General features: G+C 34.2%; 12 protein-coding genes. All 12 read left to right on the top strand.

The window, feature by feature from the left end:
* Positions 1 to 6 precede the first annotated feature (6 nt).
* Positions 7 to 2,808 carry a PKD domain-containing protein gene (locus FUA24_RS06675; RefSeq protein ID WP_148540814.1) on the top strand — a complete coding sequence of 934 codons (2,802 nt, stop codon included), beginning with the start codon at positions 7 to 9 and terminating at the stop codon, positions 2,806 to 2,808.
* A gap of 63 nt (positions 2,809 to 2,871) precedes the next feature.
* Positions 2,872 to 6,327, top strand: a complete 3,456-nt coding sequence (locus FUA24_RS06670) for a hypothetical protein (RefSeq protein ID WP_148540813.1) — start codon at positions 2,872 to 2,874, stop codon at positions 6,325 to 6,327.
* Between the two features lie 8 nt (positions 6,328 to 6,335).
* The gene (locus FUA24_RS06665) at positions 6,336 to 7,598 is read left to right on the top strand and encodes a glycosyl hydrolase family 17 protein (protein WP_148540810.1); all 1,263 of its coding nucleotides are present in this window, start codon (positions 6,336 to 6,338) and stop codon (positions 7,596 to 7,598) included.
* A gap of 86 nt (positions 7,599 to 7,684) precedes the next feature.
* A complete protein-coding gene (locus tag FUA24_RS06660) occupies positions 7,685 to 9,142 on the top strand; it encodes a glycoside hydrolase family 30 protein (protein ID WP_394344192.1) in 1,458 nt (485 codons plus the stop codon).
* A gap of 27 nt (positions 9,143 to 9,169) precedes the next feature.
* Positions 9,170 to 10,603 carry an MFS transporter gene (locus FUA24_RS25710; RefSeq protein WP_148540806.1) on the top strand — a complete coding sequence of 478 codons (1,434 nt, stop codon included), beginning with the start codon at positions 9,170 to 9,172 and terminating at the stop codon, positions 10,601 to 10,603.
* 27 nt (positions 10,604 to 10,630) lie between these two features.
* Entirely contained in the window at positions 10,631 to 11,554 is a 924-nt protein-coding gene (locus FUA24_RS25705; protein ID WP_148540804.1) for a glycoside hydrolase family 17 protein, read from the top strand.
* A gap of 182 nt (positions 11,555 to 11,736) precedes the next feature.
* Positions 11,737 to 12,588: a helix-turn-helix domain-containing protein gene (locus FUA24_RS06645; RefSeq protein ID WP_148540802.1), complete on the top strand. Its 852-nt coding sequence runs from the start codon at positions 11,737 to 11,739 to the stop codon at positions 12,586 to 12,588.
* Between the two features lie 107 nt (positions 12,589 to 12,695).
* Positions 12,696 to 13,031 carry a nuclear transport factor 2 family protein gene (locus FUA24_RS06640; protein WP_148540800.1) on the top strand — a complete coding sequence of 112 codons (336 nt, stop codon included), beginning with the start codon at positions 12,696 to 12,698 and terminating at the stop codon, positions 13,029 to 13,031.
* Positions 13,032 to 13,043: 12 nt separating this feature from the next.
* On the top strand, positions 13,044 to 13,895 hold the full coding sequence (locus tag FUA24_RS06635; protein WP_148540798.1) for an enoyl-CoA hydratase/isomerase family protein: 852 nt from the start codon (positions 13,044 to 13,046) through the stop codon (positions 13,893 to 13,895).
* 304 nt (positions 13,896 to 14,199) lie between these two features.
* On the top strand, positions 14,200 to 15,075 hold the full coding sequence (locus FUA24_RS06630) for a radical SAM protein (protein WP_148540796.1): 876 nt from the start codon (positions 14,200 to 14,202) through the stop codon (positions 15,073 to 15,075).
* Positions 15,076 to 15,172: 97 nt separating this feature from the next.
* Entirely contained in the window at positions 15,173 to 16,252 is a 1,080-nt protein-coding gene (locus FUA24_RS06625; RefSeq protein WP_148540794.1) for a bestrophin family protein, read from the top strand.
* Positions 16,253 to 16,366: 114 nt separating this feature from the next.
* The gene (locus FUA24_RS06620) at positions 16,367 to 17,689 is read left to right on the top strand and encodes a dicarboxylate/amino acid:cation symporter (protein ID WP_148540793.1); all 1,323 of its coding nucleotides are present in this window, start codon (positions 16,367 to 16,369) and stop codon (positions 17,687 to 17,689) included.
* The last annotated feature ends 5 nt before the right edge of the window (positions 17,690 to 17,694 follow it).

The following is a 17,694-nucleotide window of genomic DNA, read 5'->3' as shown; positions in this document are numbered from 1 at the left end:
AAGACAATGAAAAAAATAATGAAAACTTTTAAATATATATCAGTTTTGATATTAGCTCTAGCCTTTATAGGTTGTGAAGAGGATGATGTTGTATTACCAAAGGTTATAGCCGGTTTTACCTATACTGTAGATATTGATAATGGTGTAGTAACATTTATCAATATATCTGAAAATGCGAATACCTATACCTGGAATTTTGGTGATGGTACTTCATCAACGCTAATTAATCCGGTAAAGGCTTATGAAAATGGAACATATACGATCACATTAAATGCAAATAATGTAGCAGGAGCTTCTAATGTATTTGAAGATGAAATTACCATTTTAATTCCTGAAGTAGCTACCATACCTATTTCTTTTGATGGTGCAAATACTAAATACGAAGCAACTACATTTGGAGGAGCATCTTTTGCAATAGTAGACAATCCAGATCCTACAGGTGCTAATACTAGTACAGGAAAAGTTGCCGAAATTACTAACAGTGGAGCAGCTTGGGAAGGTTTCTATTTTGATTTAGGAGCCCCCCTAGATTTATCAACATTAAAAACTGTAAAGACCCTGTTTTGGTCTAATACCTCAGTAGACTTACTTCTTAAATTAGAGGAAGGAAATGGTGCAGATGTAGAAGTAACGGCAAGTCACGGTGGTACAGGATGGGAAGAAGTTTACTTTACTTTTGATAGTGCATCAAGCTTTAATAGGTTTACCATGTTTGTTGACGGTCCTGGAACTACTGCAGGAAAGTTTTATATAGATGATATATCCCAAATTGATTCGGCAGATATTCCATGTCCAAGAACAATGCTAGAGTTACCAATAGATTTTGATTGTAACAGTATTGATTATGCAGGGAAAATTGTGGGCAACGTATCTTTTGAAGTGGTTGATAATCCAGAGTTATCTGGAATTAATGCAGATCCTTCTAAAGTAGGTAAGATTACTAATGTTGGTGCCAATTGGGAAAATGCCTTTTTCAATTTAGATACAGCTATAGATTTTGCTACAGATAAAGGTGTTAAAATAAAATTATTCTCAGATCAGGCCTTACCAGTAAAATTAAAATTTGAAGATGGTACAGAAGACCCAGTAGAAGCTGATGCCAATCATACAGGTTCAGGTTGGGAAGAGTTATCGTTCACCTTAGCTTCTTCGGCTTCTTATAATGATATGGTATTGTTTGTAGATGGTCCAGGTACTGCAGCAGGAACATTCTATATTGATAATATTGTACAATTTGAAGGTGTGGTAGCAGAGCCCTGCGAAGCGGAAACAATGCAATCTTTATCGGCTGCTGATTTCAATTTATCCTTTATGGAAGACCCAACAGCAAATATTATTGAAGATGGAGCAGATTTTGAATGGGTAGATAATCCAGATTTTGATAATGAGATAAATAAGTCATGTAAAGTAGGTAAGATCACAAAATTAGGCAATAATCCATGGGATAATAATCAAATAGATTTAGATGCTAAATTAGATTTTAATGCTAATGAAGGACTAAAAATAAAGGTATGGTCGCCTCTTGCTAATACAGAGGTTAGAATTAAGCTTGAAGAGATAGGTAACCCTGGAAATAATGTAGAGAAGTTCTTAAACACTTCTGTAACGGCAGGTTGGGAAGAATTAATGTTCCCGTTTGATAGTGCGGATAGTGATAAATTCAACAAGATTGTAATCTTCTTTGACTTAAATGCTAATAATACAGATACCTATTATTTTGATGATTTCGCATTATATGGTGATGGTTCAGGCGGTAATGGTGGTTCAGCAGAAGAAGTTATTTTAAATTTTGAAAATAATTTAACAGGAATTACCACTTCAGAATTTGAAACAGGTGGAGGTTTAATTGCTAACCCAGTTTCTGGAGGCATAAACACCAGCGCTAATGTATATGAAGCATCCTTTAACAATGGCAACCAATGGTGGGGTGGTATTGGATTTGTTTTTGCCGATGGTTTAGATCAAACAACTACCGTTTATAAGGCAAAATTCTATTCTACCGTGGCTCCAACCAATGTGTTATTTCAAGTAGAAGTAGATGGTACAAATGCTCCTGTGGGGGATGTGCAGCAAATTACGACTGCCAACGAATGGGTAGAACTTACTTTTACATTAGCAAATATTCCAAATGGAGTGAATAGAGTATTGGTTCGTCCCGATGTAGGAGACCAATCAGGAACTAAGCCAAATACAGGATCACTTTATATAGATGATATAACTACGGTCAATGACGGTGGTGGCTCTGGTGGCGGAGGCGGTGTAGGCTCCGGCGGTGGATGTGCAGGTACCCCCGTGGCAGCTACCACTCTTCCTTTAGACTTTGAAGGTTGTGAATCTTTTGTTTCTTCATTTTCAAGTATAGGAGATGGAGGTGTTACTACTAGTTTAGATGCAAACCCATCAAAATCTGGAATAAATACTTCAGATAATGTAATGAAAGTGGTAAGAGCTTCTGGTATTAATCGTTGGGGAGGTATTCAGAATTCTTTTCCGCAAGGAACCATAGATATCACAACAAAAGTGTTTAAGGTAAAAGTTTATTCTAATATGGATAATGTTACCTATAGGTTTGAATTGGCTCTAGATCCACAAACCGATCCCGTAACTGGTAATCCAGCTCCTGTTTTTAGACAGGTGGCAGGAGGAGCAAACACTTGGACAGAAATAGAATTCACTTTTATAAACTTACCAGCCAGTCCAACTACCTATAATCAATTGGTAATTAAACCTGATAATCCAGAGGCTTCAGATGGAGAAACAACCTCAGGAGAACAAGTGTTTTATTTTGATGATTTACGATTAGAATAGATAAAATAAGTAAAAGGCTAGCTGAATAAGCAGCTAGCCTTTTATTAACAACTTAATTTAAATATGACCACTACTTTTTTTACAAACGATTCTAAAGTTTTAAATAATATGAAGAAGATTAACGGCAATTTGGTAACGCTTAAAAACGAAACCTATTACAAGATTTCAAATTGTGATAATATGAGGCCGTTTTTAATGAGTATTGTTAGTGACTCTAATCATTGGATGTTTATTTCTAGTAATGGTGGCCTCTCGGCTGGAAGAAAAAATGCAGAGTATTCTTTGTTTCCATACTATACCGATGACAAGCTTACAGAAATGGCAGAAATAACGGGTAGCAAAACGCTATTAAGAGTTCATAAAAATGGCGATAGTATGTTGTGGGAGCCTTTTTCAATAAGGCAATCTGGGGTGTATGAAACACAAACAAATCTGTATAAAAATACCTTAGGAAATAAAGTTGTTTTTGAGCAGGTAAACCTTGATTTAAAATTAACCTTTAGATATGAATGGAATTCTAGTGATAGATTTGGTTTTGTTAAAAAATCTACCCTTATAAATAACGATAATTCTCAAATAGAAGTAAACATTTTAGATGGGCTACAAAATATATTACCTGCCAATGTAACCTCAGATTTACAAAATAGTAGAAGTAATTTAGTTGATGCTTACAAAAGAAGCGAATTACAAGTAGAGAATGGTTTGGGTATTTATGCTTTAAGTGCCGTAATTGTAGATAAAGCAGAGCCGAGTGAAGCTTTAAAAGCAAATACAGTATGGTCTTACGGATTAGAAAACCCCACCTATTTATTGTCATCATTACAATTAGATAGATTTAGAAGTGGTCGTGATATAGAGCAAGAAGAAGATATTAAGGCAGAAAAAGGGGGGTATTTTATAAATTCCAAATTTTTGTTAGATAATAACAAATCTAATTCTTGGGCTATTGTAGCCAATGTAAATCAGTCAATTTCAAATATTGTTGAACTCTCAAAGTATATTGGAATTAATCAAAATATAGAGACCCTTGTTGAAAAAGATATAGAACTAGGTTCAAAAAAGTTAAAGGAGTTAGTAGGTGCTGCAGATGGTTTACAGCTTTCAAAAGACCCCTTAGTAAATATGAGGCATTTCTCAAATACCTTATTTAACGTTATGCGTGGGGGGATTTTTGATGATGGTTATACGGTCGAAAAAGCAGACTTCACTAAGTATATTGCTAAAGCAAATAAAGCTGTTTACCAAGATAAACTGAGTATTTTACAAAATCTTGAGGATACATTTAGTCTTAATGACATTAAAAACATTGCAGAAAGTGATGGTAATCCAGATTTTAAACGCCTATGTTTTGAGTATTTACCTTTAAAATTTAGTAGAAGACATGGAGATCCAAGTAGACCATGGAATAAATTTTCTATAAACACTAAAAGTGAAGTTGATGGTTCTAAAGTTTTAGATTATGAAGGCAATTGGCGCGATATTTTCCAAAATTGGGAAGCACTAGCTTATGCCTATCCAGATTTTATAGAGAGTATGATTCATAAGTTCTTAAATGCATCTACCTTTGAAGGTTATAACCCGTATCGCGTTACTAAAGATGGTTTTGATTGGGAAGTTATTGAAGAGCATGATCCTTGGTCTTATATAGGATATTGGGGCGATCATCAAATTATTTATTTGTTGAAGTTTCTAGAGATTATCGAAAATTTTTATCCAGGTCAATTAGAAAAGAGATTTAATCAAGATGTTTTTGTTTATGCCAATGTGCCTTACGTTATTAAAGACTACAAAAGCATACTTCAAAATCCTAAAGACACCATTGATTTTAATCATAAACTAGACCATCAAATAAATGAAAGACGTAATGCTATAGGTGCCGATGGCGCATTATTACAGGATGAGAATTCTAATATTCATAGAGTAAATTTTATTGAAAAAATATTGGCCACAGTGTTGTCTAAAATTTCAAACTTTATTCCAGAAGCAGGAATTTGGTTAAATACACAACGTCCAGAATGGAATGATGCCAATAACGCTTTGGTTGGTAATGGCGTATCTATGGTTACACTCTATTATATCTATAGATTTTTGAACTTCTTTGAAACAATTGTTGGTAAATCTTCAATTAATCAAATTCAAGTGTCTCAGGAACTAAAAGTCTTCTTTGATGAGGTTTTAGAAACTTTGCAACAGCATGAAGTCATACTAGTGGAAAGAATTTCTAATACAGACAGAAAATCTGTAATGGACGGACTAGGTTCCGCTGGTTCGAAGTATAGGGAAACTATATATAATCAAGCTTTTTCTGGTATAAAGGAAGATTTGAAACTAAAAGATATCTCCACTTTTATTGAGGTAACAAAGTCATTTTTAAAACAAAGTATAGATGTTAATAAGAGAAAAGATAACATGTATCATGCTTATAACTTAATGACTGTAGAAAGTGATAATGCCGTTTCCGTTTCTTATTTGGCAGAAATGTTAGAAGGTCAAGTAGCGGCACTCAGTGCGGGATATTTATCTCCTGAGCAAGTTCTTGAAGTATTAGATGCCATGAAGGCAAGTGCTCTGTTTAGAGACGATCAGTACAGCTATATTCTCTATCCTAATAAAAATTTATCAGGTTTTGCCGAGAGAAACAATATACCATCAGCTAAAGTTAAGCAATCTAAATTGTTGAAAAAGCTAATAATAGATGGTAATACGCAAGTCATTGAAGAAGATATTGAAGGTGGGTATCATTTTAATAGTAATTTTAATAATGCCAATAGTTTAGAGTTAGCATTAAACAATTTAAACGAAGATTATAAAACGCTAATAGAAGCAGAGAAAGAACAAGTACTTCAGATATTTGAAGACGTATTTGATCATAAATCTTTCACAGGACGTTCAGGAACCTTCTTCGGGTATGAAGGTTTAGGGTCTATTTATTGGCACATGGTATCCAAATTATTATTAGCTGTTCAAGAAAATTGTTGGTCTGCAATTAATAGTAAGGCTGATCCTAAAATTATTGGAAGATTACTAGATCATTACTACGAAATTAATGCAGGTATAGGTGTTCATAAATCCCCAGAGTTATATGGTGCATTTCCAACAGATCCCTATTCGCATACACCGGAAACTAAAGGAGCTCAACAGCCTGGTATGACAGGACAGGTAAAAGAAGATATATTATGCAGATTTGGAGAATTAGGTGTTTTTGTAGAAGAAGGAAAACTAACTTTTAAGTCTAATTTATTACAAAGCAAAGAGTTTATTAAGGCCGATGCTGTTTTCAATTTTACCAATGTTAATGGTGAAAAAGAAGAAGTTCTTTTAAAAGAAAATGAATTAGTCTTTACAGTTTGCCAAGTACCATTTATCTACAAATTATCAGATAAAACACAAATTCAAGTACATTTTTATAATGGTAAAACACTTGTCTTTGAGACGTCTCAAATCGATTGGATTACCTCACAGTCTATCTTTAATAGACAAGGAGAGGTTAACAAGATAATCGTGGCCATAAAAAAGTAAAACAACACATGTTAAAACAAATAAAATTCATAATACTCTCAATTGTACTACTAATGCTAGGATGTAACGAAAAACCAAAAGCTGAGAAAGAATTAACAGCGGCAGATATTTTAGGAAACCCAGACTATTTGGCCATTTCCTATGGTGGTTATCGTCAAAAATCACGTGATATTCAACCAACAATCAGTGAGTTAAAAGATGATATGAAAATCTTATCAGCCATGGGTATTAAAATATTGCGCACCTATAATGTACAGTTGCAGCAAGCGCCCAATTTGTTAAAAGCAATTAGAGAGTTAAAAACAGAAGATCCATCTTTTGAAATGTATGTAATGTTAGGTGCATGGATTGATTGTAAAAATGCATGGACAGACTTGGAACCTGATCATGAAATTGAGAGCGAACAAAATGCAGAGGAAATAGACCGTGCTGTAGCCTTGGCAAAAGCCTATCCCGATATTGTTAAAATAATAGCTGTTGGAAATGAAGCCATGGTAAACTGGGCGACAAGTTATTTTGTGAGACCTCGGGTTATTTTAAAATGGGTAAACCATTTACAAGAATTAAAAACCAAGGGAGAATTATCAAAAGATCTTTGGATAACAAGCTCAGATGATTTTTCATCATGGGGAGGTGGTGATACCAGTTATCATACCGAGGATCTAAATAAGTTAATTAAGGCCGTAGATTATATCTCTATGCATACATACCCTATGCACAATTCTCATTACAATCCTCAATTCTGGCATGTTCCAGAAGAAGAACAAAATTTACAAGATTCGGTTAAAATAGAAGCAGCTATGCAACGTGCCCTCTTGTTTTCTCAAAAGCAATATGATAGTGTAACTAATTACATGACCCAATTGGGTATTAAAAAACCTATACACATTGGTGAAACAGGATGGTCTACGGTTTCTAACGGACATTACGGAAAAGAAGGTTCTAGAGCCACAGATGAATATAAATCTGGAAGATATCATGAGTTAATGCGCGCATGGACCAATAAAGCAGGAATATCGTGTTTCTATTTTGAAGCCTTTGATGAACAATGGAAAGATGCTGCAAATGCATTCGGTTCTGAAAATCATTTTGGACTAATAAATCTTAATGGGCAAGCTAAATATGCTTTATGGGATTTAGTGGACAAAGGTGTATTTAAAGGGTTAACCAGAGATGGAAAGCCAATTACCAAAACATACAGCGGGAATAAAAAAATGTTGATGGAAGAAGTATTGGTGCCTCCACACAAAGAAATAAGTGTATCACATTAAGATAATACTGGTGAAATTTTAAAAGCTGAAACGTTAAAACAATGAGATTACTAAGTATACATAGTATCTGCCTCTTTTTAATGCTTATGAGTTGTAATGACACTAAAACATCTGGTAAAATACGAATGGAAGTCAGTATTTATGAAACGTCTGCAAAAGGAAATAAGCTTACAGAGGTTACTGAATTTCAAAAGGTAGATAGTTTAGTAACACTAAAACTAAACCCAGAAATATCATTTCAAACCATTACGGGGTTTGGTGGTGCGTTTACGGAATCTTCGGCCTATCTGTTAAATAAATTAAGTAAGGCTAATAGAAAGCTCATCTTAAATGCTTATTTCTCAAAAGAAGGCGCTAGATATTCATTGACAAGAACACATATGAATTCATGTGATTTTTCTCTGAGTAATTACTCTTATACCCCTGTTGAAAATGATAAGTTTCTAGAGTATTTTACAATTGAAGAAGATAAGGACGATTTAATTCCTATGATTAAAGATGCTTTGTTGGCATCTGAAGACGGCTTTAAAATATTTGCCTCACCATGGTCTGCAGCCCCATGGATGAAAGATAACAACAGTTGGGTTGGTGGTAAACTATTGCCTAAATATTATGATACTTGGGCCCTGTTTTTTTCAAAATATTTAGATGCCTATAAGGCGGAAGGAATTGATATTTGGGGGTTTACCGTGGAAAACGAACCACATGGTAATGGTAATAATTGGGAAAGTATGCATTTTACACCTAAAGAAATGACCGATTTTGTCCAGTTTTATTTAGGCCCAAAGCTAGAAGCAGATGGTTATGGAGATAAAGTTATTTTAGGGTACGATCAAAACAGAGCTGGCCTAAAAGAATGGGTAGATGAAATGTATCGGGATGAAGCATCATCTAAGTATTTTCATGGTACCGCTATTCATTGGTATGAGAGTACTTATGATTATTTTCCTGAGGCACTTCAATATGCTCATAAAAAAGCGCCTAATAAGTATTTAATAGAAACTGAAGGATGCGTAGATTCTGAGGTGCCACACTGGCAAGATGATGCCTGGTATTGGAAAAAGGAAGCAACCGATTGGGGTTGGGACTGGGCCTCTGAAGAAGAGAAATATTTACACCCAAAATACGCACCAGTAAATCGTTATGCCAGAGACATTATTGGCTGTTTAAACAATTGGGTAGATGGCTGGGTAGATTGGAATATGGTATTAGATAGACAAGGTGGGCCAAACTGGTTTGAGAACTGGTGTGTAGCACCTGTTATTGTAGATCCAGATGCAGATGAAGTATACTTTACACCAATATTCTACACCATGGCCCATTTTAGTAAATATATAAGGCCTGGAGCAAAAGTTATAGCATTAGAAAATTCTGATGAAAGATTAATGGCAACAGCTGTTCAAAACCCAGATGAATCTATAGCGGTAGTACTATTTAATGAATTTGAAACCCCAAAAAGTATTAGCCTATTACTGTATGATAAAATAACGGAATTTACTATTGAAGCCCAAGCAATTCAAACTATTGTAATTCCAAAGAAATGATGTTGAACTAACTAAACTAATTAAAACATGTCAAATGCTAAAACAATCTCAAAAGATAGAGTTCCAATTGGCCAAAAAGCCGCTTTTGGAGCAGGACATTTAATTAATAATCTAATTCCTGGCCTGTTAGGGGTTTTTGTTTTTATACTTAAAACTGAGGCGTTTGGAATGGATCCTGCTCTAGCTGGATTAATTGTTGGAATACCAAGGCTTTTTGATGCTATTACAGATCCTGTTATGGGATATATATCAGATAATACAAGTTCGAAATATGGAAGAAGACGGCCATATATATTTATAGGAGCTATATTCACAGGAATTATATTTGCAATACTTTGGCAGATAGATGAGAATAACACCGAAATGTTTAATTTCTGGTATTTACTCGTGTTTTCAATATTACTCATTTTTGGAAATACTATTTTTTCTACACCGCTAATTGCTCTTGGTTATGAAATGACTTCAGATTATAAAGAGCGTACACGCTTAATGAGTTTCGCAAATACCATAGGTCAAATAGCATGGATGTTAGTGCCATTTTTATATCTGCTTTTACCTAATAAAGAATTATTTAGTGACACACCGGCTGCGGTTAGAACAATTGCATTAATATCGGGCGGTGTCATTATTATACTAGGAATTTTACCATCTTTCTTTTGTAGGGGAATTGATGCTAGTAAAATGGAAGGTAGAGAAGATATTACATTTAAAAGTATTTTTAAAAGCATGGGCAAAATTTTTAACGGCATAAAATTGGTGCTAAAAAATAAGCCTTTTGTTAAACTATGTTTGGCCACCTTTTTAGTGTTTAATGGGTATCAAATTGTAGCAGAGTTTGGTCTGTTTATTATTGCCTTTTATTTGTTTAATGGAAACTTTGGCGAAGCTGGTTTGTGGATGACATTATTTCCAGCTGTTACCGCAGCATTTACGGCATTTATTGCAATACCAATAATAAATTGGATGGCTAATAAATATGGTAAGCGTAAAGCCTTTATTTATGCAACTTTTATCTCAATTATCGGGTATATTTTAAAATGGTGGGGATTTGATCCAGATAACTATTATATGATTTTCTTACCAATACCACTAATGGCCTTTGGTATGGGGTGCTTATTTACCTTAATGATGAGTATGACGGCAGATGTTTGTGACCTAGATGAGTTAGAAAATGGAATGCCTCGTAAAGAAGGAACCTTTGGAGCTATTTATTGGTGGATGATCAAAGTAGGGCAGGGAATTGCTCTAGTTACATCTGGGTTTATTTTAAAAGGATTAGGCTATGTGTCTGACGCAAGTACACAAACACCAGAAGCTATTATGGGGATGCGGATAACAGATATTGCTTTGCCCGTTTTAACAGCCGGATTAGCCATTTGGGTTATGTGGAAATACACGTTAACAGAAAAACGTGCTCTCGAAATAAAAGCAGAACTGGTAAAAAGGAGAGGTGAATTGTAAATAATTAATTTTAATAGAAAGTAAGTTATGTCATATAGAGTAGATAAAATTATGTCCTTATCTGGGGTTAATCTAGATAATAAAACACCTAAAGGGCTACGAAATTACTTTAAAAGAGTTTTAAAAAATGGCATGCACGGACTGTGTTTTAGTCCTTATGAAGAAGGACAGGAACCAGGAGATCAGCTGTCTGAAAAGCAAATTAGAAGGCGACTAAAACTTATTAAACCCTACACAAAATGGGTGCGTTCTTTTTCTTGTACCGAAGGAAATGAACTTATTCCTATTATAGCTAAAGAAATGGGAATGAAAACCTTAGTGGGGGCGTGGTTAGGAGATGAACCAGAAGTAAATACTAAAGAAATAGAGGGGCTTAAGGCCTTAGCAAAGCAAGGTGTAATTGATATTGCAGCTGTTGGTAACGAAGTTATGTATAGAGGTGATTTATCAGAAGAAGAATTGCTAACCTTTATTTATGATGTTAAAAATACCATAACAGATATTCCCGTTGGATATGTAGATGCTTATTATGAATTTACGTTAAGGCCAAAAATTACGGAGGCCTGTGATGTTATATTAGCTAATTGTTACCCTTATTGGGAAGGCTGCAGTATTGAGTACGCCCTAATTTATATGAAAGACATGTATAATAAGGCTCTAAAAGCGGGTAACGGAAAAAAAGTAATCATAACCGAAACAGGTTGGCCTAGTGAAGGCGAAGGATTAAATGGAGCCTTCCCTTCATCCGAGAATGCTATGAAGTATTTTATAAATACTCAATTATGGTCTGAGGAAGATAATATTGATCTATTTTATTTTTCATCTTTTGATGAATCATGGAAAGTTGGTGCAGAAGGATCCGTTGGTGCCTACTGGGGCTTATGGGACAAAAATGAAAAGTTAAAATTTAATAACTCAATGTTCGTAAATAGATTTAAAACAGGAGTTTAATTGACTGTCCTAATCTTGAGTATAACATAGTATTAATAAAATGTTTTGTGATTCCAGATATAAGTTAATATTGTAGTTTAAGTTTGGTGAATTAAAGGGGTGTTTATTGTTTTAAGCACCCTTTTATTCTTTAAGCCTCTAAGTAGTATATTTGTAATAGGAGAATAGAATCGTATTACAGAATGCCTAGAACAATTTTTGAAAATATAGTAATTCAACACTTTGAAAAGACAAGCTTTCTAGAGTTTTGTCAGTATACTCCAATTCGTTTTTTTGAAATTTTACAAATACAGGAAGGTAAAGGTGTTCTTAAAATAAATGGCCATAATGTTCCTTATGAAAAGAGTCAATTATTTGTATTTATTCCTAATGATGAATATAACTTTGAGATTGAAGAAGAAACAACTGTTTCGGCTGTAAAATTTCTGTACAACTTTTTTAATAATTTTTCCGGAGATAACAATCAATCGCAATTAAAAGAGTGGTTTAAGAAAATAGAAACTATTTTACATGGAGCCAATAGAGCTACCAATCTTAAATTGCGTTCAGAGACCGAGAAAAGTAGTTTGTTATCCCTATTTAAAGTATTATGTAATGAGTATAATGATCAAACATTAAGAAATGAAGTAATACTTCGAAATACACTACATTCCGTGTTATACATTGTGTCTAGAAATGTAGATTATGAGTTTTTAAAAACGGGCTCATCAAAAATTCAGGAAATTGTTAGATACATTCATTATTACATTCATGATGCTAACAAAATTTCGAATGCCGCTTTAGCCGATGAGTTTAATATTTCAGAGAATTATATTAGTCAGTATTTTAAAAAGCAAATGGGTTTAAGCTTAAAAAAGTACATTTTAAATTACAAAATAAAATTAGCGGAAACGCGACTAAAATATACGGACTTGACCTATTCTGAAATAGCCTCAGAATTAGGGTTTACAGATAGTAGTCATTTAGATAAAACCTTTCTTTCCTATAAAGGTATTACGCCTAGTGCTTACCGACAAAATCAAAAAAATATTTGATAATAATCCTAAACGTTGTTTTTTACTAAAATCGCCTAAAATCTTACTAAATTAAGGGTGGACTCCTGCGGTAGATTTGCATTGTAAAATTTTAATTAATCGTTACAATGAGAAATCCACAAGACGTTTTTGAGAGTCATATGAAAGCGGTAGATACATTAGATCCCGCAAAAGTAGCAGAAGATTATACACACGATGCCCTATTTATAACCCCAGATAGAACGTATAAAGGAATTGATGAAATTTTCGATTTCTACAGGGACTTTCTTCCCAATTTTAAAGACTTCAATTTTAAAACAACCAAGCAAGAAACCAATGATAACGTGGTCTATTTTGTTTGGCATGGAAAGAATGAACACATCAATGTTCAATTAGCAACAGATACTTACATCATAGAAAACGGTAAAATTAAGCAACACACCTTCGCAGGAATTATTATTTAAAACAACTATATTATGGATTACAAAAATTTTCAAACGTTTACAGCAGAACAAAAAGGAGGTATCCTAACTGTAGATATCAACTTTGGGCCGGTTAATGTTCAAGGACAAGAAATGTTAGCAGATTTAAGCAGCCTTTGCTTAAGATTAGAAAGAGACAGAAGTGTAAAAGTAGTAGTGTTCCAATCATCTAATCCTGGATATTGGGTATGTCATTATGATACCAACTTACTAAGAGATATGTCTGAGGAGGCAGTGCCAAGAAATGAGGTTAAGCTATTAGATTTACAAGCGGTTTTAGAAAGACTAAGCAATGTACCACAAGCAACAATAGCAAAAATTGAAGGATTTGCCCGTGGAGGTGGTCATGAAATGGCCTTAGCTTTAGATATGCGATTTGCAGCAAGAGGAAAAGCTAAATTTATGCAAATGGAAGTAGGTATGGGAATCTTACCATGTGGGGGTGGAGCATCTCGTATGGCAAGACAAGCAGGTTTAGGAAAGGCTTTAGAGATTATATTAGGAGCAAGAGATTGGGATGCAGATGAAGCAGAAAAATTTGGCACCATAAATAAAGCCTTAGATGCAGATGAGATAGGTCCTTATGTAGACGCTCTAGCAGAAAGAATTTCAAAATTTCCAGCAGAATCAATTGAAGCTTGTAAGCGTGCAGTTTACGCATCAATAGATTTACCTATTGCAGATGCATTAAAAGAAGAAGCATATCAATTATATCAAGCAACAAGTAAAACACCTGCTATTAAACGCTTTACAATTGCAGATGAAAATGGAGCGCAGTTTGATCATGATAATCAAAAGAATTGGGAAAACATGTTAATAGACTTGCAAGAAATTCAAAGAGATTAATTAGTGACTAATTTGATTAATGGTAAGAACGGGTACTCTCAAATTTTGAGTATCCGTTTTTTTGTTTTTAGAATTAGGGCGTTACCCTACGGGTCGGGCTTTCCGCACTCGCTTCCCGATGTAATCGGGAGAGCTCAAACAAATGCTACAATCCCTAACGCATATGCCAGTTAAGATCAGTTTTAAACTACGATCTTTTCGGTGTCCTTGTAACTTCAATTTTTACTAAAACCTATTAAGTTCTTACAAGAATAAATAGGAGCGTCAAAAGTAAATTTGTAGTGTAATATTAAAAAGTAAGACAATGAGATACGTTGGGAAATTATACAGACCATGGATGGAAGCAAGTAGCCTTCTAATCCAGGTAACCATAGGATGTTCAAACAATGAGTGTTCATTTTGCGATATGTATCGGGACAAACCGCAATTCAAAAGAAGAAAACTAGAAGATATTTATGCAGATATAGAAGAAGCTAGAAGGCGATATCCTCTCGTTACAGATTTCTTTTTAATAGATGGCAATGTAATGGTGCTTAAGGCAGATCATATTATAAAAACCATAGAGAAAATAAAAGAACTATTCCCAGAAGTAAAGAATATTGCGCTATATAGTCAGTATAACGACTTCAGAAGAAAAACAGTTAATGAACTTAAAGCAATAAAAGCAGCTGGACTAACCAAAGCCTATGTTGGTTTAGAATCGGGTGATGCTAAGGTATTGGAAGATACTACAACACACATGACGCCACAACAGGCAATTGAAGGAGCGGCAAAAGCCAAAGCTGCAGGAATAAAGGTTTTAGCTTCTTTTATTTTTGGTTTAGGAGGGAAGTATCGTTCCAAAGCACATATAGAAAACACGGTTAGTTTATTAAATATTTTACAACCAGAGGAGATAGCACCAATGGCATTAGCAATACAACCAGGAACACCATTGGCAAAACAAGTTGAAAGTGGCGAGTTTGTTCAAGCAACACCATTACAAATTCTGGAGGAGGAAAAATATCTTTTAGAAAATTTAAATATCAATACATATTATTGGGGAAATCACGGAAATAACATAATGCCAATGAAAGGTAATTTTCCAGATATGAAAACGCCTTTCTTGCATTACATTAATGGTGCCATTGAGACTAATCCTGTTACTAAAGAAGACGTATGGGCAACTAATCCTTGGTAGGTTATTTTGAAAATTGAACTTTGAAGAACTAATAAAATTAAACTAAATTGCATTTTTCAATAGCTATTCAATTAATCAGGGTGAGAATATTTAAACTATGTATACAAGAAAAATTTATCCAATAAAAACAGTTTTAAGATGGACAAGAAGATATATCTTTTTGTTCATCTTAATAGCCACGGTTCCAGTTGTTTTTTACGAGTTATTAGGCTGTAAATGGCTGCATTTGCCATGGCTACCTATTGGTTTGGTAGGTACAGCTTTAGCTTTCATTAATGGTTTTAAAAATAACGCATCATATGATAGATTATGGGAAGCGCGTAAAATATATGGCGGTATCGTTAACGCTTCTCGTGTACTAGCTACTATGGTAAATGATTTTATCACCAATGAGCATGCACATAAGGAACGCACCGAGGAAGAATTTTTTCAAATTAAAAAGACCATAATAATGCGCCATGTAGCGTGGATGACATCACTTAGATATGCGCTTAGGGTAAAAAAAACATGGGAGACATCCTATAGCAATAAATCAGATAAAGAGCATATGAGAGAGATAGAAATTCAAGAATATGCGAACACCTTAAGCGAAGCTTTAGATGGTTACTTATCGGATTCTGAAAAAGAATATGTATTAAGTATGACTAATAAACAAGCAGCTTGTTTAAACTTACAGTCAAAGCACTACAAAGCCTTAAAATTAGATGGACTAATTGAAGACTTTAGACATATTGAATTTAAAAATATGATTGAGGAACTGTTCACCTTACAAGGTAAGGCAGAACGTATAAAGAACTTTCCTTACCCCAGACAATTTGCAACGCTAAACTTATTTTTTGTTTGGATTTTTGTATTACTGTTACCATTTGGTCTAATGCATGAATTTGATGAAATTGGACAATCTTTTTTAACTCCAGGTGATACAAACCTATTTTTTAAAACAATTTCGGAGATTTTTGTGTGGTTATCAATACCATTTAGTATCATTATTTCTTGGATTTTTATGCTAATGGAACGTGTAGGAGATGTATCTGAAAATCCTTTTGAAGGCATGAGTAATGATGTTCCTATAACTACAATTTCTAGAGGGATTGAGATAGACATAAGAGAGATGATTGGAGATGATAAAAATGAAATTCCTAAGCCTTTTGCAGAAATTGATAATACGCAAATGTAACCCTGCTTTTTTGTTTCCTATGCAAAGTATTAATTACAAAATGAAAGGGCTATCAGTAAAATTAGTTAAAACAATTTCCGTATGTTTATAATCTTATTTAAAATATAAACTTATATGAAGAAGCTGGCATTACATTGGAAAATACTAATTGGAATGTTGTTAGGTGTTATTTTTGGTTTTATAATGGCATCTATTAGTGGGCAAGATTTTGTTATGAATTGGGTAGATCCAATAGGAAAGATCTTTGTAAAACTCTTAAAGCTTATTGCAGTACCATTAATTCTAGCTTCTCTTATTAAAGGTATATCTGATTTAAAAGATATATCTAAGTTTAAAAATATGGGACTTAGAACTATTGTTATCTACATTCTAACAACGGTAATAGCTATAACTATAGGTTTAGGTTTAGTAAACACATTAAAGCCTGGTGAAGGAATTACTCAAGAAACAGTAACCATGCTCAAGGAGAAGTACTCCTCAAGTGATAAGGCAAAAACAATACTAACTAATGCCCAAGCGCAAAAAGAAGCAGGCCCTTTGCAGTTTTTGGTAGATATGGTACCTGATAATGCAGTTTTTGCGATGAGTAATAACAAGCTTATGCTACAGGTAATTGTATTCGCTATTTTGCTAGGTATATGTTTGTTATTGGTACCAGAAGAAAAGGCAAAACCGTTAAAGGACTTTTTTGATTCACTTAATGAAGTGGTCTTAAAAATGGTAGATATCATAATGCTTTTTGCACCTTATGCAGTATTTGCGCTTTTGGCTAGTGTGGTCGTTTCGGCTGATGATCCGGATATTCTGTTAGCCCTTTTAAAATATGCAGGAGTGGTTGTGTTAGGGTTGTTTTTAATGATATGTTTCTACATGGTCTTAATTTCAGTGTATGCTAAAAAATCGCCATTCTGGTTTATTAGTAAAATTAGTCCAGCACAGCTATTAGCGTTTTCAACCAGTAGTAGTGCGGCAGCATTACCAGTTACTATGGAGCGTGTAGAGGAACATGTTGGTGTGGATAAAGAAATATCGAGTTTTGTATTACCTGTTGGTGCAACAATTAATATGGACGGAACAAGTTTGTATCAAGGCGTTGCTGCCGTATTTATTATGCAGGTATTATGGCCAGAAGGTTTGGTGTTTAGCAACCAGTTAATGATTATACTAACAGCATTATTAGCCTCAATAGGAAGTGCCGCTGTTCCTGGAGCAGGTATGGTTATGCTGGTAATTGTTTTAGAAGCTATTGGCTTTCCTTCAGATTTATTACCCATTGCTCTAGCCTTAATTTTTGCTGTTGATAGGCCTTTGGATATGTGTAGGACTACGGTAAATGTAACAGGGGATGCAACGGTGTCTACAGTAATAGCCAAGTCTTTGGGTAAATTGGGAGCACCAAACGTAAAGAACTGGGATGATAATTACCCAGCTCAATAGTTTAG

The organism is Seonamhaeicola marinus (assembly GCF_008085455.1).
The sequence above is the reverse complement of the archived record's forward strand: the minus strand, read 5'-3'. Positions and strand labels throughout refer to the sequence as shown.

Coding starts and splice junctions, on each gene's coding strand:
- FUA24_RS06620 (WP_148540793.1), top strand. CDS start 16,367: ATGAAGAAGCTGGCATTACATTGGAAAATACTAATTGGAATGTTGTTA.
- FUA24_RS06665 (WP_148540810.1), top strand. CDS start 6,336: ATGTTAAAACAAATAAAATTCATAATACTCTCAATTGTACTACTAATG.
- FUA24_RS06670 (WP_148540813.1), top strand. CDS start 2,872: ATGACCACTACTTTTTTTACAAACGATTCTAAAGTTTTAAATAATATG.
- FUA24_RS06645 (WP_148540802.1), top strand. CDS start 11,737: ATGCCTAGAACAATTTTTGAAAATATAGTAATTCAACACTTTGAAAAG.
- FUA24_RS06635 (WP_148540798.1), top strand. CDS start 13,044: ATGGATTACAAAAATTTTCAAACGTTTACAGCAGAACAAAAAGGAGGT.
- FUA24_RS06625 (WP_148540794.1), top strand. CDS start 15,173: ATGTATACAAGAAAAATTTATCCAATAAAAACAGTTTTAAGATGGACA.
- FUA24_RS06640 (WP_148540800.1), top strand. CDS start 12,696: ATGAGAAATCCACAAGACGTTTTTGAGAGTCATATGAAAGCGGTAGAT.
- FUA24_RS25705 (WP_148540804.1), top strand. CDS start 10,631: ATGTCATATAGAGTAGATAAAATTATGTCCTTATCTGGGGTTAATCTA.
- FUA24_RS06675 (WP_148540814.1), top strand. CDS start 7: ATGAAAAAAATAATGAAAACTTTTAAATATATATCAGTTTTGATATTA.
- FUA24_RS06630 (WP_148540796.1), top strand. CDS start 14,200: ATGAGATACGTTGGGAAATTATACAGACCATGGATGGAAGCAAGTAGC.
- FUA24_RS06660 (WP_394344192.1), top strand. CDS start 7,685: ATGAGTTGTAATGACACTAAAACATCTGGTAAAATACGAATGGAAGTC.
- FUA24_RS25710 (WP_148540806.1), top strand. CDS start 9,170: ATGTCAAATGCTAAAACAATCTCAAAAGATAGAGTTCCAATTGGCCAA.